Genomic DNA, 19,570 nt, shown 5'->3' on the forward strand with positions numbered 1-19,570 from the left:
ACGCCTGCGCCGCATCAGCGTAGAACCCCCTCATGACCGACGCGAGCGACATCCGCCAGGGAGATTGGGTCGACCGGCTGCTGCCGGACGGCTGGCGGCCGTACGCTCGGCTGGCCCGGCTCGACCGGCCGATCGGCACCTGGCTGCTGTACCTGCCCTGCCTGTGGGGGCTGGCCCTGGGATGGCAGGCGAACCGACTGCCGGTCGCAGAGATGCTGTGGCTGGTCGCGCTGTTCGGCGTCGGCGCGCTGGTGATGCGCGGGGCGGGCTGCACCGTGAACGACCTGTTCGACCGCGACCTCGACCGCCGGGTGGCGCGCACCGCGACCCGGCCGATCGCCAGCGGCGCCATTACACCGCGGCAGGCCCTGCTGTTCCTGGCCGCGCAGTTGGTTGTCGGCTTGGCGATCCTGCTCCAGCTCAACCGGTTCTCCTGGGCGGTCGGCGTGGCGGTGCTGGTCCTCGTGTTCGTCTACCCGCTGGCCAAGCGGGTGACTGACTGGCCGCAGGCGGTGCTGGGCCTGACCTTCAACTGGGGGGCGTTGCTCGGCTACGCGGCGGTGACCGGCACCCTGGAGCCTCCGGCGATGATCACCTATGCCGCGGGCTTCTTCTGGACGCTCGGCTACGACACGATCTACGCCCATCAGGACAAGGAAGACGACGCGATCGTCGGTGTACGGTCGTCGGCCCTGGCATTGGGCGAGCGGACCAAGCCGGCGCTGGTCGCTTTCTACGCCGTTACCGTCGCGCTGCTGGGGGTGGCGGCCTGGACGGCGGGGCTGGGCCCGTTGAGCTACGCAGGGTTGGTGGCGGTTGCCGGGCATTTCGCCTGGCAGATCCGCACCGTCGACATCGATGATCCTCAACGCTGCCTGGCCGTCTTCAAGGCCAACCGGGATGCCGGACTCATCGTTGCGCTGGCTTTCGTGCTGCATTGGTGAGCGACCCGGTCGCCTTCATCGAGAACAACACCATCCTGAAGTCGCCCTCGCTGGTCCCGGAACTCCGACTGCACCTCGCCGATGCCGCCCTGCCGCTGTGGGAGAAGACCGAGGAGGAACTGGCGCAGGCCGGCCTGCCGCCACCGTACTGGGCGTTCGCCTGGGCCGGAGGTCAGGCCCTGGCCCGTCACCTGATCGACCGGCCGGAACTGGTCGCGGGCAAACGGGTGCTCGACGTGGCGTCCGGCAGCGGGGTCGTGGCGCTCGCCTGCCTGTGGGCTTCGGCGGCCCATGTCGTCGCCAACGAGATCGACGGCTTCGCGCTGGCCGCCATCCAGTTGAACGCGGATGCCAACGCCCTGGGCCGAGGCCTGGAACTGGTCGGCCGCGACATGTTGGACGAGCCGACCATCGACGACACCGGTGCCGCCCTGTGGGACGTCGTTCTGGCCGGCGACGTCTGCTACGAAAAGCCGATGGCCGAGCGCATGACCGGGTGGCTGCGCCGGCACGCTGCCGCGGGGGCGCTGGTCCTGATGGGCGACCCCGGACGCACCTACCGTCCGACCGACGGCCTGGAGCATCTGGCGGAGTACTCGGTTCCCACCTCCCGCGACCTGGAGGACAGCGATATCCGGCGTACCGTCGTGTGGCGGGTGCTGCCGCTCACGCAGCGTTGATCTATCGTGGTGATCCACTCCCGTTCCCGGGACGTATCTTGAGTACCACCTGAAGAACTCGGGTCGTTGGGAGGACGGGATGAAGAACACCAAGGTGCTCGATCGGCGGGTCTATCGGACTGGCCAGTTCATATTCCGCGAAGGCGAGCAGTCCTGGGCCGCGTTCCTGATCGAGCGCGGGTCGGTGGACATCGTGAAGAACGCCGAGAGCGCCGTCCCGACCTGCCTTGCGACCATCAAGACGGGCGACATGTTCGGCGAGATGGGACTGATCGACGGCTCGCCGCGCAGCGCCACAGCGCGGGCTGCCGAACCGACGGTCGTCCAGGTGATCAACGAGCGCGAGTTTCACCGCCTGCTGACAGCCGCCGAACCCGGTCTGGTTGCGATCATGCGGGTGATCCTGCGCCGCTTGCGCGCCACCAACGATGCCCTGGTCGGTCAGCTCGGCGATGACTGCGCACTGTCGCTGCCGGCTGGGGTGGGGACCTCGACGATGCCAGGGCACGGCGATCGGTCGGCCACGATGGCCAGCGCGTCTGCCAGCGCGTTGCGGCCGGTCTGACCCGCCGGCCCGATCAGCCCGCCAATCCAGTCCTCGAACCGATCTGAACCGTGACCGGCGTGCAGGCGCCGCAGCAGCTGTTCCTGCGACATCGCCGGAAACCGACGTGCCTGCGCCGGGATCGCTGCCAACGCGACCAGTGAATCGTCCAGGCGCAGCAGGCCGCGGCGCCCGGCATACATCAGGGCTCTGGCGGGGGCTCGCGGGCCGGACTCGGTCCAGTCCAGCGACACCGTCAGCCTGTCGTAGTTCACGCCCACCGCCTCGGTCTCGTCCATCCGGGCCAGCGCCGCCGCGTCCAGCCAGGTGATCCACAGCTCCACCGTCGTGCCGGGCGATGCGGCGAGGGTGGCCGGAACAGAGCCGTATCCTGCGATGTGGGCCGAATGCACCACGTCGACGTCGCGGGCCTGCAGCCGCGTGACCGGGACGGAGACCTTCATCCCGGCGAACTTGCGGGCGAGTTGGACCGGAGCCCGGTTGGAGCCGACCGCGATCACCGGGGTCAGCCCGTCGAGCGGATGATCGACGGTCAGCGGCCGCGTCTGCCCGTCTTCGAACAGAAAGTCGTTGGAGTGCGCGGGATAGGGATAGCCGAACGCCCGCTGCAATGTGTCGTTCCCGCCGGCGCTGGTGGACACCTTCGTCATCCCATCCACAACCCGCCATTGACCTCGACCATCTCGCCGGTCACGTAGCCGGACAGGGCCGGCGAGGCAAGGTAGAGAATGGTTCCGGCGACGTCGTCGGCGACGCCCAGCCGCTGCATCGGGACGGCGGCGGCAAGCTGGCCAAGCACGGCGGGCGGGGTGAAGCGGTCGTGGATCGGGGTGGTGATCACGCCGGGGGCGACGCCGTTCACCCGGATGCCGTCGGCGGCATACTCCTTGGCCATCGAGCGGGTGATCGACGACACGTAGGACTTGGCGGCGGCGTAGAACATGGTGCCCGATGAACCGCCGGAGCGGGCGGCGACCGACGACAGGTTGATGATCGCCCCCTCGCGACGCGCCCGCATGACCGGTACGGCCGCCCGGCAGGCGGCGACCACCGACAGGGCGTTGACCTTGAACACGTCGAGCACGAACTCGTCGGTCACATCCTCGACGGTGTGACGGCCCAGCAGGTCACCGGCATTGTTGACCAGCACGTCGATGCTGCCGAACGCCTCGACCGTCGCGGCAACGAGGCCGGCGACGGCCTCGGTATCGCGCACGTCGGCCTGCAGCACGACGGCTTCGCCGCCTGCCGTTCGCACAGTGGCTGCCGTGGTCTCCGCCCCGTCCTTGGAGCGGTTGTAGTGCACGGCCACCATCGCGCCGCATCGTCCAAACGCCACCGCGGCGGCAGCGCCCAGTCCACTGGACGCGCCGGTGACCAGCACAGCCTTGCCCCTCAGGTCATCGATCACTCGGTTCTCCTTTTCCGGCGGCGGGCGTCGCATCGCAGAATCGAGCCATAGTAGAACCGACGGCACAGGGGTTCGGTAGATCTGTTGGCTGGACCCTGCGTTGCTGAAAGCGCTGGGCTGGTCGCTCGCCTGGCGACGGTCGGCGGAAGCGTTCAAGTGTGTCGGGAACAATCGGGTTGCGGTCGCCCGATCAGTATAGGTTACTAGGCCGGTGTTCGTTCTCACCGCTCAACGGAAATCGAATGACGGTGGATCATCCAAGCGTTCAGCGCGCGACCGAACTTCTGTCGGAGGTCCAGACCGAGGGCATCCGTGACGTCTTGCGCAACTGGCTGGAGATCCATCCGAAGTCGTCGCTGCCCGGCCGGCAGCACTTCGATCCGATCAACATTCCCCGGCTGCTGAAGAACGTCATCCTGACGGAGGTCGAGCGCGATCCATACCGCTTCAAGGTTCGGGTTCTGGGCACGATCATCGCCGATGCGTTCGGCAAGGACTTCACGGGAAAGTACATGGACGAGGTCTTCGACGGCCATGCGGCCTCGCTCAGCCATTCGCTTCGGGTCCAGGTGGTCGAGACCGGGTTGCCGTGCCTGCGCCCGGCGGGGCCGGGCACGTTCCAGGGCTTGGACATCGCGCCGCTCGAAGGCGTCCACCTGCCGCTTGCCGCCGACGGACGCACCATCGACTTCGTGCTGAGCATGTTCGTGTACTTGCCGAAATCACCGGACGGCGATGGCAGCGTCTGGTTCCTGGTCAACCGGTGATGTTCGAAGGCTTCGATACACGCCGGATGGTGATCGACGCTGTCGATCTGCACGTCCGGATTGCCGGCGACGGTCCGCCGGTCCTGCTGCTGCACGGCTTTCCGCAGACCCATGCCGCCTGGCACAAGGTGGCGCCGGCACTGGCCGAGCGGTTCACCGTGATCGTGCCGGACCTGCCGGGGTACGGCGCGTCGCGGGGGCTGGAGCCAACCGCCGAGCGTTTTGCCAAACGCAGTCTCGCCCGGCTCATGGTCGGCCTGATGGACACCCTGGGCCACGGTCGATTCGCGCTGGCCGGTCATGATCGCGGCGCCCGCGTCGGCTACCGGCTGGCGCTCGACCACCCGGGCCGGCTGACCCGTTTCGTGCCGATCGACATCCTGCCGACGCTGGAGGTCTGGGAGGCGATGAACTGGCAGGCGGCGCTGGGCTCGTACCACTGGCTGCTGCTGGCGCAGCCCGCACCGTTGCCGGAGAATCTGATCGGTGCGGACGGGCCCGGCTACGTGCGTCACCTGATCGACCGCTGGGCCGGCCACCGCGACCGGCTCGATCCGACCGCCGTCGCCGCCTACGCCCGGGCGTTCGCCGATCCGGCGGTGGTGGCGGCAGCCTGCGCAGACTACCGTGCCGGCGCCTCCCTCGACGTCGAGCACGACCGGGCCGATCGCGACGCTGGACGGAAGATCGACTGCCCGGTGCTGTTGATCTGGGCGCGCCGCTACCTGAAGGAACGCGGCCGCCGGCACCTGGACGTTTGGCGGTCATGGGCTGAGGATGTGCGGGAGCTACCGATCGACTGCGGTCACTTCGTCGCCGAGGAAGCGGCACGGGAGTGTGCCGCCGCCCTGTTGTCTTTCTTGTCCGAGGAATAATCATGCTTGATGACCCGCCGCTGCTGACCGTCCGCCGCAACTTCCCGCGACCGAGCCCGAAGCAGATCGATGCGTTCCGCGGGATGCCGACCGCGCAGGTCGTCGATGCAATGGACGGCCGAGGCGCCCTCGACCGGTCGATCAAGCCACAGGTTCGTCCCGGAACGGCGTTGGTCGGCCCGGCGCTGACGGCGTTCGCCTATCCAGCGGACAATCTGGCGCTCCTGGGGTGCCTCGACGTCCTGCAACCCGGTGACATCGTGGTGTGCGCGACCGACAGCTACCGCGAGACCGCGCTGACCGGTGATCTGCTGGCCGGGATGCTCCGCAATGCGGGCGCGGTCGCGTTGGTGACCGATGGCGCCATCCGCGACCAGGATGGGGTCGAGGCGGCCGGACTTCCGGTCTGGCACGGCGGCGTCACTCCCAATTCGCCGGCGCGGTTCGGGCCGGGATCCGTCGGACTGCCGGTCACCTGCGGCGGCGTGCCGGTGGCTTCAGGCGACCTGATCGTCGCCGATCGCGACGGGGTGGTGGTGGTCCCACACGCCCGGATCGACGAGGTGGCGGAAAGGGTCGCCCTGATCCGCGAGGCGGAAGCCGCGACCGAGGCGCAGGTGAAGGCCGGCATGGTGCGCCCGACGTGGCTGGACGCCGTGTTCGGAACCGATAAGGTGCGTGAGATCGACTAACCGGATACCGGACGACGCAGCGCCATCATGACCGATCGCCGTTTCGACCGCCGCCGGCGCTTGAGCCGGATGAATGCCGTGAACCCGAAGGTGCCGCGTCCGCCGGGCCGCACACTCGACCCGGAACGGCAGCTGCGTGGTCTGGTTGATGTTCAGGAAGACGATGCCATCGACCGGCGTTCGAGTTCGCCGATGGGCAAGCTCGGCCGACGGTTGGGGCCCAAGGGGCGCTTCCTGGTGGTGTCGATCTTCATCGGGACGATGATCACCATGGGCTCGATCTTCTGGGAGCAGTGGAGCAACGAGACGGCGACCGCGGCCAATCATACCAATCCGGCCCAGGTGGCGCTCGGCCACAGCCTGTACGACCAGCATTGCGCGTTCTGCCACGCCGCCGACCTGACGGGCCGGGCCGGCTGGGACGGCGACTACCCGAATGGCGGCCGCCCGCCGCTGCCGCTGGACGGCACGGGCGCGATCTGGCGGCTCGGCGACCGCGACCTGTTCGACGTCATCAAGTTCGGGGGTCAGCCGTTCTCGCCGCCGAGTTACAAGAACGACATGCCGGGATTCGAGGGCCAGCTCTCCGACGCCGACCTGTGGGCGGTCCTGGCCTTCGTCAAATCGCGCTGGCCGGCCGAGATCCACGAGAAGCAGAAGCAAGCGGCAAGCGAACGGGCGAAATAGGGTCGGCTGCGATGCACAAGCGCTTCGTGTTCGTGCGCGAGGAACGTCCGGAATCGGAATGGCTCGCCCGGTTCATCGCAGGTCGCGCCGCCGCGCGCCGCTGGTATCTCGGCGACCGGCGAGGCTCTTCGCGCGCCGATGCAGAGGGACCGGCGCTCGACTGGTACAAGGGGGTTGGCCGTGGCGATCCGCCGACTGGCACCGAATGCCGAGCCGCTCTCGATCAGTACATGCCGGAGTTGCTGCCGCATTACGACCGAGTCTGTGAGATGGTCGGGAGTGACGAACTTGACCGCTGCATCCTGAGCCACTATCGGCCGCCGCCGGAGGCGGCGGGCTGCACGCTGGTTGTTTGGCATGGCGAGGGCGGCCCCGCTTTGGTCCGGCAGCAGGACTTTCCGCTCGACATGGTGTCCGATCGGTTTGAGATGACGAATTGGTCGGATCGCCGCGTCATCGGCAAGGCACAGCGGCCATGGGGCGGGCTCCATGACGGGATCAATGAAGACGGGCTGGTCGTCACCTCGACCTTTGGCGGTACACCGGTGCAGGGCCTCGGTTTTGCGGTCATCCTGATCACGCGCTACCTGCTCGAAACATGCACCCGGGTGGAACAGGCGGTTACAGCACTCTGCCGGATCCCGATTGCCCTGTCGCATAACGTCATGATGCTCGACCGATCGGGCGACCATGCGACGGTCTATCTTGGCCCCGACCGTGCACCGGCGGTGACACGAGATGTCGCCACGACCAATCACCAGGAAACGGTCGTGTGGCCCGAGTTGGCGAACCGGTCCAGGACGGTCGAGCGGTTGGGTGTTGTGCGGGACGCGCTGAGCGACCCGACGATGACCCTGCGGGACTTGACCGTCCGGTTCCTGTCTCCACCGATCTACTCGCGCGGCTTGGCTTCACCGACAGTCTACACGGCCATTTATTGGCCGGTTGAGGGCTGTGTCGACTACATCTGGCCCGGCCGGACCGTGCGCCAGGGTTTCCAGCGGTTCGACGCGGTGGAGTACACCCATGACTACAGCGGATTGACCTAGCAAGGCCGCACCCTGCCGCGGCTCAGCGACGCCACAATCGTGCCGTCCGGCGCCGCCTCCCTGATCGAACCGGACGAAGTCGGGTGGACCATCGTCCGATCGTGACGGAGCCGCGGCCGCGACCCAAAGCCCTGCAGCGCAGGGGCCCGGATCGCGGCTTACACTGCTTTATTCGGCCGCGTCCTGGTAAGCCTCGATCGGCGGGCAGGAGCAGACCAGGTTGCGGTCGCCGTAGACATTGTCGATGCGCGAGACCGGCGGCCAGTACTTGGAGGCTTCCATTCCGGCTTGCGGAAACGCCCCGGCGCGGCGCGGGTACGGCCGCTCCCAAGTTTCGCCCAGCAGATCGTCGGCGGTGTGCGGGGCGTGCCGGAGGGCCGAGTCCTCGACCTTGTACTCGCCACGTTCGATCGCCCGGATTTCCTCGCGGATCGCGATCATGGCGTCGCAGAACCGGTCGAGCTCGGCCTGGCTTTCGCTTTCGGTCGGCTCGATCATCAGCGTGCCGGCGACCGGGAAGCTCATCGTCGGGGCGTGGAAGCCGAAGTCGATCAGCCGCTTGGCCACATCGTCGACGGTGACGCCGCTGACCTCCTTGATCGGGCGCAGGTCGACGATGCACTCATGCGCCACCAGCCCGTTCGGGCCGGTGTAGAGCACCGGGTAGTGTCCTGACAGCCGCTTGGCGATGTAGTTGGCGTTGAGGATCGCGGTGCGGGTCGCCAGGGTCAGACCTTCCCCGCCCATCATCCGGATGTAGGCCCAGCTGATCGGCAGGATGCCGGCGGAACCCCAGGGAGCCGCCGATACCGGGCCGATCGCGGTGTCCAGGTTGTCCAGCTCGGTGTGGCCGGGCAGGTAGGGCACCAGGTGCTCGGCAACCCCGATCGGGCCGACGCCCGGACCGCCGCCGCCGTGCGGGATGCAGAAGGTCTTGTGCAGGTTCATGTGGCTGACGTCAGAGCCGAGTTCCTGCAGCGACACCAGCCCGACCAGCGCGTTCAGGTTGGCGCCGTCGGTGTAGACCTGCCCGCCGTGGTCGTGGACGATCCGGCAGATCTCCTTTACCCGCTCCTCGAACACGCCGTGGGTCGACGGGTAGGTGATCATCAGGGCGGCTAGCTTGTCGGCGTGCTGGGTCGCTTTGGCCTTCAGGTCGTCGACGTCGACGTTGCCTTTGGCGTCGCAAGCCACCACCACGACCCGCATGCCGGCCATTGCGGCCGAAGCAGGGTTGGTGCCGTGGGCCGAGGACGGGATCAGGCAGACGTCGCGATGACCCTCGCCGCGTGCCTGATGGTAGGCGCGGATCACCAGCAGTCCGGCGTACTCGCCCTGGGCGCCGGAGTTCGGCTGCAGCGACACCGCGGCATAGCCGGTAGCGGCCGCCAGCATGCGCTCCAGATCGGCCGTCAGGCGGTGGTATCCGGCGGTCTGGTCGGCGGTGGCGAACGGGTGGATGTTCGCGAACTCCGGCCAGGTGATCGGGATCATCTCGGCGGTGGCGTGCAGCTTCATGGTGCAGGAGCCGAGCGGGATCATCGACCGGTCGAGCGCGATGTCCTTGTCGGAGAGGCGGCGCAGGTAGCGCAGCATCTCGGTCTCCGAGCGGTACTGATGGAATACCGAGTGGGTCAGGAACGCGGACGTGCGGGCCAGATCGGCGGGAATGGCGTCGTCGACGCTCGCCTCGATCGATTCGAAGTCGAACTCGGCGTCCGAGCCCTGCCGGAAACAGGTCCAAAGCTTCTCGACGGTGGCGCGGGTGCAGGTCTCGTCCAGGGACACCGCCACCCCGTCGTCGAGCAGGCGGATGTTCAGACCCTCGACCCGGGCGGCTTCCCAGAGCGAGGCCGCCCAATCGGTCGACACGACCCGCACCGTGTCGAAGAAAGCGTCGCTGCCCAGGTCGTAGCCAAGGCGGCGCAACCCCTCGGCCAGCACCGCGGTCAGGCGGTGCACCCGCCGCGCGATCCGGACCAGGCCGTCCGGGCCGTGATAGACCGCGTACATCGACGCGATGACCGCCAGCAGCACCTGGGCGGTGCAGATGTTGGAGGTCGCCTTCTCGCGGCGGATGTGCTGCTCGCGGGTCTGCAGCGCCAGCCGGTAGGCCGGGCGGCCGTCGGCGTCCACCGACACCCCGACGAGGCGGCCGGGCATCGAGCGCTTGTGGGCGTCGCGGGTCGCCATGTAGGCGGCGTGCGGCCCGCCGAAGCCGAGCGGCACGCCGAAGCGCTGGGTGGTGCCGATCACCACGTCGGCTCCCCACTCGCCCGGCGGGGTGAGCAGGGTCAGCGCCAGCGGGTCGGCCGCCACCGCGACCATCGCCCCGTTGCCATGCGCCCGCTCGACGATGTCGGCGTAGTTGTGCACGCCACCGCGCGACGCCGGGTACTGCAGCAGGAACCCGAAGGCGTCGCCCGGCAAACCAGCGAACTCGTCGCCGACCATCACCTCGACGCCCATCGGTGTGGCACGTGTCTTCACCACGTCGATGGTCTGCGGATGGCAGCGCATCGACACGAAGAATACTTTCCCGGGGTTCTTGGCGAGCTTGCGCAGCAGCATCATCGCTTCGGCCGCTGCCGTTCCCTCGTCCAGCAGTGAGGCGTTGGCGATGTCCATGCCGGCAAGGTCGGCGACCATGGTCTGGAAGTTCAGCAGCGCCTCCAGTCGGCCCTGGCTGATCTCCGGCTGGTAGGGTGTGTAGGCCGTATACCAGGCCGGGTTCTCCAGCACATTGCGCAGGATCACCCCCGGCGTCTCGGTGCCGTAGTAGCCTTGGCCGATCAGCGACTGGACCACCTTGTTCTGGGCCGCCATGTCGGCCAGCTCAGCCAGCGTCTCGGCCTCGCCCTGCGGCGCTTCCAGCGCCATCGGCTGATCCCGCCGGATCCCCTTCGGCACGGCGGCGTCGGTCAGCGCCTCCAGCGACTCGTAGCCGAGCGCCGCCAGCATTGCCGCGGTCTCGTCGGCGCTGGGCCCGATGTGGCGGTACACGAACGCGTCGCGGGCGCTCAGATCGTTCAAGGTCGGCCGGGTCATGCTGTCCTGTCCTCCTGCCGGCCCAATCCGGACGCCGGGATCACGGGCGTCCGGCCTGCTGGGCCACTGGGTCGAAAGTGATGGGTGGTGCGGACCTAGCTGCGGTGTGTCAGCCGCCGGAGTGCGCCTTGTACGCAGCCTCGTCCATCAGGCCGTCGAGCTCGCTCGGGTCGGAGAACTTGATCTTGTAGAACCAGCCGGCGCCGGTCGGGTCGGAATTGACCGTGCCTGGCGTGTCGACCAGGGTCTGGTTGACCTCGACGATTTCGCCGGACACCGGGGCGTAGATCTCGCTCGCCGCCTTGACCGATTCGACCACGCCCGACGCATCGCCCTTGGCGACGGTCTGGCCGGTGTCGGGCAACTCCACGAACACCACGTCGCCAAGCTGTTCCTGGGCGTGGTCGGTGATCCCGACGGTTCCAACCCCACCCTCAATGCGGACCCACTCGTGATCCTCGGTGTACTTCACGGTCATCGCACCCTCCTGCGGTTACTCGGTTTGTTCAGCCCCGTTTGTAGCCCGGTGCCACGAACGGCAGGCGTGCCACCCGTGCCGGCATCGGCTTGCCGCGGACGACCAGTTGCACGTCGGTGCCATCCTTGGCGAAGGCGGTTTCGACATAGCCCATCGCAACCGGGCCATCGACGCTTGGCCCGAAGCCGCCGCTGGTCACCCGGCCGATCGCTCGTCCGTCGGCAGCGGTGATCTCGGTGCCCTCGCGCGCCGGGGCCCGGCCTTCCGGCTTGATCCCCACCCGTCGGCGCGCTGGGCCGTCGGCGAGTTCGGCCTGGATCCGAGCGGCACCGGGAAAACCGCCTTCTTCGCGACGGCGCTTGCCGATGCTCCAGGTCAGGGCGGCCTCGATCGGGCTGGTGGTGGTGTCGATGTCATGGCCGTACAGGCACAGCCCGGCTTCCAGGCGCAGCGAATCGCGGGCTCCCAGGCCGATCGGCTCCACGTCCGGATGGGCCAGCAGCCGTTCGGCCAGCGCAGCGGCACGATCGGCCGGCACCGAGATCTCGTATCCGTCCTCGCCGGTGTAACCGGACCGGGTGACGAAGCAGGGAATGCCGTCCACGTCCACCGCGGCATAGGTCATGAAGGTCATTTCGGCCGTCGCCGGAGCTAGGGTCTTCAGCACGCCTTCGGCGGCCGGTCCCTGCAGAGCCAGCAAGGCGCGATCCGGCAGTTCGACGACCGCCGTGCCGAGGCCGTCCTTAAGGAGTGCGGTGTCGGCTTCCTTGCAGGCGGCGTTCACCACGACGAACAGATGATCGCCGGCGTTGGTGACCATGAGATCGTCCAGGATGCCGCCGTCGGCGTTGGTGAACTGGGTGTAGCGCATACGGCCGATGCCAAGTCCGACGATGTCACCCGGCACCAGGGATTCCAACCGGGTGGCGGCATCGCTGCCGTCGATCCGCAGCTGGCCCATGTGGGAAACGTCGAACAACCCGGCTTTGGCGCGGGTGTGGCGATGCTCGCCCAGCACGCCCAGCGGGAACTGCACCGGCATCAGGTAGCCGGCGAACGGCACCATCTTGCCGCCGAGCGACTCATGCAGGGCCGTGAGCGGTGTGGTCTTCAAACTCGGCGAATCGGTCATCAGTCCTCCGGCGACGGCTACGCGACGGCGGAAGTGCCGTGCGTGCCCCCTCTGTCCGAAAGACCTGAGAGATTAGCCGGGCGGTAGACGGCCCGGCGTTCCCCGTCGGTGAGACGCTCGGACCAACGCGATCCGGCGCCTGCTCTCCAGAGTTACCTCACCTCGGAGTACGTTTGCCTGAGAGTTTCCGGGGCGGTTGCTCCTTCGGCGTCGACTGCGACCGTCGGATTGCGCCGCCGGCCCGTCGTTCTCTCCCCCGAGGTTCGTGGGTATGAGGCAGCCAGAATAGCGTGGCACGCGAAGGTTTCAAGCCTGCACGCATGATGCAGGGTGCGGCGGTTCGGGGTCAGGCCGCGGTTCCGAGCGCTTGCCGGCGCCAGGTTGCCGGTGGGGAGCCGAACGCCCGCTTGAACGCCCGGCTGAACGCCGCTTCCGACTCGTAGCCGCTCTCGTAGGCGATCTTGGCGATCGTATCGGTCGTGTCACGCAGCTGCGCTGCGGCATTCTGAAGTCTCCACTGCGCGAGGTATCGGATTGGCGGTACGCCTATCAAGGCGATGAACCGGTCGGTGAAGGCGGATCGCGACAACCCGGCCTCTCGCGCCAGTTCGACCGCGGTCCAGCGCCGGGCCGTCTGGCCATGCACCAGTGCCAGGGCCCGCCCGATGCTGGGATCGCGCAGCCCCGACAGCCAGCCGCTTTGACCGCACGGCATGCTGTCCGCGTAGCGACGCACCGCCTCGACAAACAGCAGCTCGGCCAGCTTGCTGAGAATCGAGATCGAGCCGGTGCGCCTGGTCTCAAGCTCTGTCGCCGCGTACCGGATCGACGACTCGATCCAGTTTCCGGACGCTCCGTCGGAAACGTCCAGCGTCATGACCTTGGGCAGCGCTGCAAAGATCGGGTGACCCGGCGTGTCGCTGCCGAGGTAACCGCACAGGATCCTGGTTGCCTGACCGCCTCCGCCGAAATCGATGCGAGCCAAGCCCCCAGCGTCGCCTGATTGAATCAGGTCGTCCATCGGAACGGCAATGCCATCCGAGCCGCTACCGAGCCGATGGCGCGCGTTTCTCGGAAACACGATAATGGAACCGGCATCGACCAGCTTCTTCGGCTCGCCGTCGACCGATAACATCAGCCGGCCCTCGACGACATAATGATAAGCGACCACATGGGCGGGGGGCGCGATATCGCGGGGGAAGTCGTCGGGCACAACTTCTGAAAGCACACACCACGGCGCCGAGAAATCGGCTTCGAGGAACAGCCCGCCGCTCAACCGGATGGTCCGTAGCACGTCCAGCAACGCGTCCATCAGCGATCTTTCAGTAAATCCGGCGTATCGGGCAAGATACCCGGCGTTCCGGTCATTCTCCGAAGTGGCCGTTCGCCCATAGGTTATCACCACATCGAAACCAGAGCAGCCGGAAGCCGCGATCCGGTGGGCGCAAGCGTTGCGCGCCGCCGGCCGTGGAGTTCCGTCGCTCCCATTGATAGGGCTGACCTGTGAAGAAGCACCGTGAAAATCTTCCCCAACGTGCCGGTCGACTTTTCCTGACCGATGGCGGCATTGAGACAACGCTGATCTATCAGGAAGGTCTCGACCTTCCCTACTTCGCGGCATTCCGGTTGCTGCAGGACGAAACCGGCCGCGAGACGCTGCGGCGTTATTACCGTCGGCACGCGGCGATCGCCGTGGCCCACGGCACCGGGTTTATCCTGGAGAGCGCAACCTGGCGCGCCAGCCTGGACTGGGCGGACCGGATCGGGATGTCTGCGGCGACACTCGATGAGGCCAACCGGACGGCCATCGACCTGCTGCACGGCCTGCGCGCCGAGCTGGCCACCGAAGCATCGCCGATGGTCGTCAGCGGCTGTGTCGGTCCGCGTGGCGACGGGTACGACGCCGGAACGATCATGACCGTAGCCGAGGCACACGCTTACCACGGCCGACAGATTGACGTGTTCGCGCACGCCGGGGCCGACATGGTGACGGCGATCACCATGACCAACGTTCCCGAAGCAATCGGCGTGACCCTGGCGGCAACGAATGCGGGAATGCCGGTGGCGATCTCGTTCACCGTTGAAACCGACGGCCGATTGCCAACCGGCCAGCGTCTGCAGGACGCCATCTCGGCCGTCGACGAAGCGACCGGTGCGGCTCCGGCCTACTACATGATCAACTGCGCCCACCCGACGCACTTCGTCGATCAGTTGCCGGCCGGCGAGGCATGGGTCGCAAGGGTTCAGGGTGTTCGGGCGAACGCCTCGCGGTGCAGCCATGCCGAACTCGACCGCGCGACCGAGCTTGACGCGGGCGATCCAGTCGAGTTCGGCACCCTCTATCGCGACCTGCGGGCGCGCCACAGCCACGTCAACATCCTCGGCGGCTGCTGCGGCACGGACCACCGGCACATCGAACAGGTCGTCGGCCATTTCCGAAAGGCTGCATGACAATGCAGATCCGGACGCCCACAGCCGCCAACGACCCGACGCCCGCCCGGGCTCCAGGGCTCAAGGGGATCCGACACGGCGATGTAACCGTATCCGGCGGCGTCCGTCTGCCGTACCGGGAATGCGGCGACCCCAGCGGCCATCCGCTGGTGCTGCTGCACGGCTATACCGATTCGGGACGATCGTTCGAAGGCGTGCTGCCCCATCTGCCGGAATCGATCAGGGCGATTGTTCCGACCCTGCGAGGACACGGCGATGCCGGGCGTCCGGATGCCGGCTACTCGGTGGGCGACTTTGCCGGTGATGTGGTCGAACTGTTGGATGCGCTCGGGATCGATACCGCCGTCGTGGCGGGTCATTCCATGGGCAGCATGATCGCTCGCCGGTTGGCGGTCGACCGACCGGATCGGCTGGCCGGCCTTGTGCTGATCGGAACGTTTGCCGCGATTCGGGCCAATCCCGACATCGAGGGGCTGTGGACCGATGTCGTGTCCGGGCTGGCGGATCCCGTGAGCCCGGCATTTGTCCGGGAGTTCCAGGAAGGAACACTCGCCCGGCCGGTGCCCCGAGGGTTCCTGGACATGGTGGTCGACGAGAGCCTGAAAACCCCGGCGCGGGTCTGGCGCGCTGCATTGCAGGGAATGTTGCAGGACGATCGGGCGGCAGAGTTCGGGAACATCGACTGCCCGACCCTGCTGGTCTGGGGCGACTGCGACGCATTCGCCCCGCGCGCCGACCAGGAAACCCTGCTGGCCGGCATCCGGGGTTCACGGCTTCTGGTCTACGAAGGCGCAGGACACGGGGTGCATTGGGAGGAACCGGTCCGGTTCGCCCGGGACGTGTCCGTGTTTGTGCAAGAGGCAGCCCGACGCGCGGCGTGATCGATGCAGAACCGGGATTCGGCCGCCAACGGCCGGATCCCGGGGAGGCGTCTACGGCTTCAGGCTTCGGTTGTACTCGACCTGCTCAGGCGTGAGTTGGAAGCCGACGAGGATTCGCGTCTGCTTGAATCCATGTCCGGCCGGAGCCGGAACGCGCAGGGAAATTTCCTCGACACGGGCAAGGCGCCGGCTGTTGCCCTCGAACGGAATGGCCACGTCGAACACCTGCTTGGCCGTGATGTTGCCCGGGCCGTCCTCGACCGCGACGAAGTACTGGATGTCGGCCTTGCGCTCGCGATCGGCCGATCCGCGCTCCACGATCATCTGCAGCGCGAGTTCCAGGTCCACGCCCTTCTCGTCGTACTCGCAGGTCGACTGGAACCCCGACAGCCGCCCCGAGAAGCGGACCTGGGTCAGGTCGCGGCCGCCACCCGGTTCGAACTGAGTGAAGTTCTCGAGCAGCGCCGGCGTTCCGACCGACGGGCATGGCGGTGGCGGTTCGCTGGACGAACAGCCGGCCAGCAAGAGAGTCGCAGGCACGGCAGCCAGGACCAATCGACGCATCGCAGTCGCCACAGTCATCGGTATCCGTTCGTCAAAGCGTGTTGTGGGTGCCGTCGCACAGCGGGCCGTTCTTGGTGGACTTGCACCCGCAGAAATACACGGTTTCCGCCCGCTCGGCCTTGTAGCGCGTCGGCTGTATGCCCGTTCCGCTGTGCGAACCGTCGCAGAACGGCTGCTTCTGGCTGCGGCCGCAGGCGCACCAGAAGTAAGCCCGCCCATCCTCGACGTCGATCGCGTAGGGTGACTTCTGTGCGCATACCGCTTCGGCCATCGGCCCTCTCCAAGGCAAGGAAAACGCCGCGGACGATAGCCCGCCGCCCGGGTCGGCGCAATTGACGCGGCCTCCCATTCGCGAGAAAACCGCGACGCCATGACCGAACCGCTCACCATCGTTCTCGCCGCGCCGCGTGGATTCTGCGCCGGCGTCGACCGTGCCATCCAGATCGTCGAGCAGGCGCTCGAGAAATGGGGCAGCCCGGTGTACGTCCGTCACGAGATCGTCCACAACCGCCACGTCGTCGACAGCCTGCGTGCCCAAGGCGCGGTGTTCGTCGAGGAACTGGACGAATGCCCGGTCGACCGGCCGGTAGTGTTCAGCGCCCATGGCGTACCGAAATCGGTGCCCGCCGACGCGGCGCGGCGCAACATGATCTATGTCGACGCCACCTGCCCGCTGGTCAGCAAGGTCCACCTGGAGGCCGAGCGCTATCACAAGCAGGGTCGTCATGTCGTCCTGATCGGTCACGAAGGTCATCCCGAGGTCATCGGCACCATGGGCCAGCTGCCCGAGGGCGCGATGAGCCTGGTCGAGGACGAGGCGCAGGCGGAGGCATTCGAGCCGCCGGTGCCCGGCATGCCGCTGGCGTTTGCGACCCAGACCACTCTGTCGGTCGATGACACCGCGCGCATCGTGGAGATCCTGAAGCGCCGCTTCCCGGATGTCGCGGCGCCGAACAAGGAAGACATCTGCTACGCCACCACCAACCGCCAGGACGCGGTCAAGGCGATCGCCCCCAAGGTCAATGCGCTCGTGGTGATCGGCTCGTCGAACTCCTCCAATTCCAAGCGTCTGGTCGAGGTGGCCAAGGCGGCCGGCTGTGTCGACGCCCGGCTGATCTCCGGTCCGGCCGACATCGACGCAAACTGGCTGCGCGGTGTGTCCCGTCTCGGCATCAGCGCCGGCGCGTCGGCACCCGAGGTGCTGGTCGAGCAGGTCGTCAGCGCTTGCCGGGCGCTGCGCCAGGTCACGGTCGAAGAGGTCGCGGTCGCCCGCGAGGATATCCGTTTCAAACTGCCCCGCGAGCTGGCCTCGTAGCCCCGACCCGAGACTTTCATGGCCGTCTACACACCGGTTTCCGACGACGAACTGCAGGCCTTCCTCGCGGAGTACGACATCGGCGAGGTAACCTCGTTCGCCGGGATCGCGGAAGGGGTGGAGAACTCCAACTTCCTGGTCCGGACCACCCGTTCGACCTACATCCTCACGCTCTACGAGAAGCGCGTGAAGGCGGAGGAACTGCCGTTCTTCATCGGCCTGATGGACCATTTGGCAGCCAAGGGGTTGAGCTGCCCGCAGCCGGTGGCGGCGCGCGACGGTATCACGCTGCGCAGCCTGAACGGCCGGCCGGCGGCCATCGTCACCTTCCTTGAGGGGATGTGGCACCGCCGGATCCAGCCGGCCTACTGCCGGTCCCTGGGCGCGGCAATGGCGGCCATGCACGTCGCCGGCGCCGATTTCACGATGACCCGGGCCAACAACCTGTCGGTTGCGGGCTGGCGGCCGCTGCTGGAAGCCTGCGGCATGAAATCGAACCAGATCTACCACGGCCTTTACAACGCCCTGAACCAGGAACTAGGTCTGCTGGAGCGCAGTTGGCCCGACGGCCTGCCGACCGGCACGATCCACGCCGACTTGTTCCCCGACAACGTGTTCTTCCTGGGCGACGAGGTATCGGGGCTGATCGATTTCTACTTCGCCTGCACCGACGCCCTGACCTACGACCTGGCGATCTGCCTGAACGCGTGGTGCTTCGAGACCGACGGCAGCTTCAACGTTACCAAGGCCCGCCAACTGGTGAACGGCTACCAGACCGTCCGCACCCTGACGCCGGCCGAGCGCGAGGCGATCCCGGTGCTGGCCCGCGGATCGGCGCTGCGGTTCCTGCTGACAAGGCTGTACGACTGGCTCAATCACCCGGAAGGGGCGTTCGTGAAGCCGAAGGATCCCATGGAGTATCACCAGAAGCTGCGCTTCCATCAGACCGCTTCGGGACCCGGGGCCTATGGGCTCTGACGTGGCGGCCGAACGGGTCGCGATCTTCACCGACGGGGCGTGCAGCGGAAACCCCGGACCGGGCGGCTGGGGGGCGGTGATGCGCTGGCGCGGTGCCGAGAAGGAGTTGTCGGGAGGCGAGCCGCTGACCACCAACAACCGCATGGAACTGATGGCGGCGATCGCGGCGCTGGAGGCGCTGAACCGGCGGGTGCCGGTCGACCTGACCACCGACAGCACCTACGTGCGCGACGGCATCACCAAGTGGCTGAAGGGCTGGAAGGCGCGCGGCTGGAAGACCGCCGACAAAAAGCCGGTGAAGAACCAGGACCTGTGGGAGCGCCTGGACGCCGCCGCCAAGGCGCATGACGTCGCCTGGCACTGGGTCAAAGGCCACGCCGGGCATCCGGAGAATGAGCGCGCCGACGAACTGGCCCGGATGGCGATCACGGCGATGCGGGAAGCTGCCCGCTGAAACGGAACGGGGGCGCCCGAAGGCACCCCCGCCAGATGTCGTGTGGGGCCGTGTCTCAGAGCTTGCCGAGCACGTAGTCGGCGCTGGAGACCTCGAACTGGCCCGGCTCCTCGACGAACAGGTTCTTCACCACGCCGTCCTCGACGACCATGGCGTAGCGCTTGGAGCGGGTGCCCATGCCGTAGCCGCTGCCGTCCATCTCCAGGCCGACGGCCTTGGTGAAGTCGGCGTTGCCGTCGGCCAGCATCATGACGTTGTCGCCGACCTTCTGGTCCTTGCCCCAAGCGTCCATCACGAAGGCGTCGTTGACCGACAGGCAGGCGATGGCGTCAACGCCCTTGCCCTTCAGGTCGGCCGCCTTGGCGACGTAACCCGGCAGGTGCTTGGCCGAGCAGGTCGGCGTGAACGCGCCCGGCAGGGCGAACAGCACGACCGTCTTGCCGCCGAACAGATCGGCGGTCTTCACATCCTGGATGCCCTCGGCGGTTTTGGTCTTCAGGCCGGCCGCCGGAATCTTGTCGCCAACTTTGATGCTCATTGCGTCGCCTCCGTTGCCGAGGAACAACCGGTTCCGCCCCGGTGGCGGTCGGTGATCCTCT

21 protein-coding genes and 2 riboswitches are annotated in these 19,570 nt (G+C 67.4%); of the genes, 13 read left to right on the plus strand and 8 right to left on the minus strand.

The window, feature by feature from the left end; genetic code table 11:
- Positions 1 to 32: 32 nt before the first annotated feature.
- The 3 genes from ubiA (at position 33) to RIC54_RS06720 (ending at position 2,189) form a co-directional block, all read left to right on the plus strand.
- Entirely contained in the window at positions 33 to 944 is a 912-nt protein-coding gene (gene ubiA, locus RIC54_RS06710; RefSeq protein ID WP_350150880.1) for a 4-hydroxybenzoate octaprenyltransferase, read from the plus strand.
- Positions 941 to 1,624 (plus strand): class I SAM-dependent methyltransferase, encoded by a 684-nt coding sequence (locus RIC54_RS06715; RefSeq protein ID WP_350085760.1) that lies wholly within the window; start codon positions 941 to 943, stop codon positions 1,622 to 1,624. Before ubiA ends, RIC54_RS06715 begins: the two co-directional genes overlap by 4 nt.
- A 79-nt stretch (positions 1,625 to 1,703) precedes the next feature.
- A complete protein-coding gene (locus RIC54_RS06720; RefSeq protein WP_350085763.1) occupies positions 1,704 to 2,189 on the plus strand; it encodes a cyclic nucleotide-binding domain-containing protein in 486 nt (161 codons plus the stop codon).
- 646 nt (positions 2,190 to 2,835) lie between these two features.
- On the opposite strand, the gene RIC54_RS06725 is transcribed toward RIC54_RS06720, so the two are convergent.
- On the minus strand, positions 2,836 to 3,600 hold the full coding sequence (locus tag RIC54_RS06725; protein ID WP_350085766.1) for an SDR family NAD(P)-dependent oxidoreductase: 765 nt from the start codon (positions 3,598 to 3,600) through the stop codon (positions 2,836 to 2,838).
- A 242-nt stretch (positions 3,601 to 3,842) separates the two neighbouring features.
- On the opposite strand from RIC54_RS06725, the gene RIC54_RS06730 reads away from it, so the two are divergent.
- The 5 genes from RIC54_RS06730 to RIC54_RS06750 are packed head-to-tail and all read left to right on the plus strand — an operon-like array spanning position 3,843 to position 7,670.
- Entirely contained in the window at positions 3,843 to 4,367 is a 525-nt protein-coding gene (locus RIC54_RS06730; RefSeq protein WP_350085769.1) for a PAS domain-containing protein, read from the plus strand.
- Entirely contained in the window at positions 4,367 to 5,242 is an 876-nt protein-coding gene (locus RIC54_RS06735) for an alpha/beta hydrolase (protein ID WP_350085772.1), read from the plus strand. The genes RIC54_RS06730 and RIC54_RS06735 overlap by 1 nt, the downstream gene beginning before the upstream one ends.
- A gap of 2 nt (positions 5,243 to 5,244) precedes the next feature.
- On the plus strand, positions 5,245 to 5,934 hold the full coding sequence (locus tag RIC54_RS06740; RefSeq protein ID WP_350150883.1) for an RraA family protein: 690 nt from the start codon (positions 5,245 to 5,247) through the stop codon (positions 5,932 to 5,934).
- A gap of 27 nt (positions 5,935 to 5,961) precedes the next feature.
- Positions 5,962 to 6,621: a c-type cytochrome gene (locus RIC54_RS06745; protein ID WP_350085778.1), complete on the plus strand. Its 660-nt coding sequence runs from the start codon at positions 5,962 to 5,964 to the stop codon at positions 6,619 to 6,621.
- Between the two features lie 11 nt (positions 6,622 to 6,632).
- Positions 6,633 to 7,670, plus strand: a complete 1,038-nt coding sequence (locus RIC54_RS06750) for a C45 family autoproteolytic acyltransferase/hydrolase (RefSeq protein WP_350085781.1) — start codon at positions 6,633 to 6,635, stop codon at positions 7,668 to 7,670.
- Between the two features lie 168 nt (positions 7,671 to 7,838).
- Here RIC54_RS06750 and gcvP read toward each other — a convergent pair whose 3' ends face one another.
- The 4 genes from gcvP to RIC54_RS06770 form a co-directional block, all read right to left on the minus strand.
- On the minus strand, positions 7,839 to 10,718 hold the full coding sequence (gene gcvP, locus RIC54_RS06755) for an aminomethyl-transferring glycine dehydrogenase (protein ID WP_350150885.1): 2,880 nt from the start codon (positions 10,716 to 10,718) through the stop codon (positions 7,839 to 7,841).
- 109 nt (positions 10,719 to 10,827) lie between these two features.
- A complete protein-coding gene (gcvH, locus tag RIC54_RS06760) occupies positions 10,828 to 11,196 on the minus strand; it encodes a glycine cleavage system protein GcvH (protein WP_350085787.1) in 369 nt (122 codons plus the stop codon).
- Between the two features lie 28 nt (positions 11,197 to 11,224).
- Positions 11,225 to 12,328 carry a glycine cleavage system aminomethyltransferase GcvT gene (gcvT, locus tag RIC54_RS06765; RefSeq protein WP_350085790.1) on the minus strand — a complete coding sequence of 368 codons (1,104 nt, stop codon included), beginning with the start codon at positions 12,326 to 12,328 and terminating at the stop codon, positions 11,225 to 11,227.
- 41 nt (positions 12,329 to 12,369) lie between these two features.
- A riboswitch (glycine riboswitch) is annotated at positions 12,370 to 12,483 on the minus strand.
- Positions 12,484 to 12,595, minus strand: a riboswitch (glycine riboswitch).
- A gap of 79 nt (positions 12,596 to 12,674) precedes the next feature.
- Positions 12,675 to 13,640 carry an AraC family transcriptional regulator gene (locus tag RIC54_RS06770; RefSeq protein ID WP_350085793.1) on the minus strand — a complete coding sequence of 322 codons (966 nt, stop codon included), beginning with the start codon at positions 13,638 to 13,640 and terminating at the stop codon, positions 12,675 to 12,677.
- Between the two features lie 191 nt (positions 13,641 to 13,831).
- Here RIC54_RS06770 and RIC54_RS06775 point away from each other — a divergent pair, with 191 nt between their 5' ends.
- The gene (locus tag RIC54_RS06775) at positions 13,832 to 14,779 is read left to right on the plus strand and encodes a homocysteine S-methyltransferase family protein (RefSeq protein WP_350085796.1); all 948 of its coding nucleotides are present in this window, start codon (positions 13,832 to 13,834) and stop codon (positions 14,777 to 14,779) included.
- Positions 14,776 to 15,660: an alpha/beta fold hydrolase gene (locus tag RIC54_RS06780; protein WP_350085799.1), complete on the plus strand. Its 885-nt coding sequence runs from the start codon at positions 14,776 to 14,778 to the stop codon at positions 15,658 to 15,660. Before RIC54_RS06775 ends, RIC54_RS06780 begins: the two co-directional genes overlap by 4 nt.
- A gap of 51 nt (positions 15,661 to 15,711) precedes the next feature.
- Here RIC54_RS06780 and RIC54_RS06785 read toward each other — a convergent pair whose 3' ends face one another.
- Positions 15,712 to 16,224: a hypothetical protein gene (locus RIC54_RS06785; RefSeq protein WP_350085802.1), complete on the minus strand. Its 513-nt coding sequence runs from the start codon at positions 16,222 to 16,224 to the stop codon at positions 15,712 to 15,714.
- Positions 16,225 to 16,255: 31 nt separating this feature from the next.
- A complete protein-coding gene (locus RIC54_RS06790) occupies positions 16,256 to 16,495 on the minus strand; it encodes a CDGSH iron-sulfur domain-containing protein (RefSeq protein WP_350085805.1) in 240 nt (79 codons plus the stop codon).
- Between the two features lie 99 nt (positions 16,496 to 16,594).
- Here RIC54_RS06790 and ispH point away from each other — a divergent pair, with 99 nt between their 5' ends.
- The 3 genes from ispH to rnhA are packed head-to-tail and all read left to right on the plus strand — an operon-like array spanning position 16,595 to position 18,971.
- On the plus strand, positions 16,595 to 17,539 hold the full coding sequence (ispH, locus tag RIC54_RS06795) for a 4-hydroxy-3-methylbut-2-enyl diphosphate reductase (protein ID WP_350085808.1): 945 nt from the start codon (positions 16,595 to 16,597) through the stop codon (positions 17,537 to 17,539).
- An 18-nt stretch (positions 17,540 to 17,557) separates the two neighbouring features.
- Complete coding sequence (locus RIC54_RS06800) at positions 17,558 to 18,517, plus strand: homoserine kinase (protein WP_350085811.1); 960 nt, start codon at positions 17,558 to 17,560, stop codon at positions 18,515 to 18,517.
- Complete coding sequence (gene rnhA / locus RIC54_RS06805; RefSeq protein WP_350085814.1) at positions 18,507 to 18,971, plus strand: ribonuclease HI; 465 nt, start codon at positions 18,507 to 18,509, stop codon at positions 18,969 to 18,971. The genes RIC54_RS06800 and rnhA overlap by 11 nt, the downstream gene beginning before the upstream one ends.
- Before the next feature lie 55 nt (positions 18,972 to 19,026).
- Here the strand turns inward: rnhA and RIC54_RS06810 are convergent, their stop codons facing one another.
- Positions 19,027 to 19,509 (minus strand): peroxiredoxin, encoded by a 483-nt coding sequence (locus RIC54_RS06810; RefSeq protein ID WP_350085817.1) that lies wholly within the window; start codon positions 19,507 to 19,509, stop codon positions 19,027 to 19,029.
- Between the last annotated feature and the right edge of the window lie 61 nt (positions 19,510 to 19,570).

Source organism: Thalassobaculum sp. (assembly GCF_040219215.1).
Lineage (GTDB): Bacteria > Pseudomonadota > Alphaproteobacteria > Thalassobaculales > Thalassobaculaceae > Thalassobaculum_A.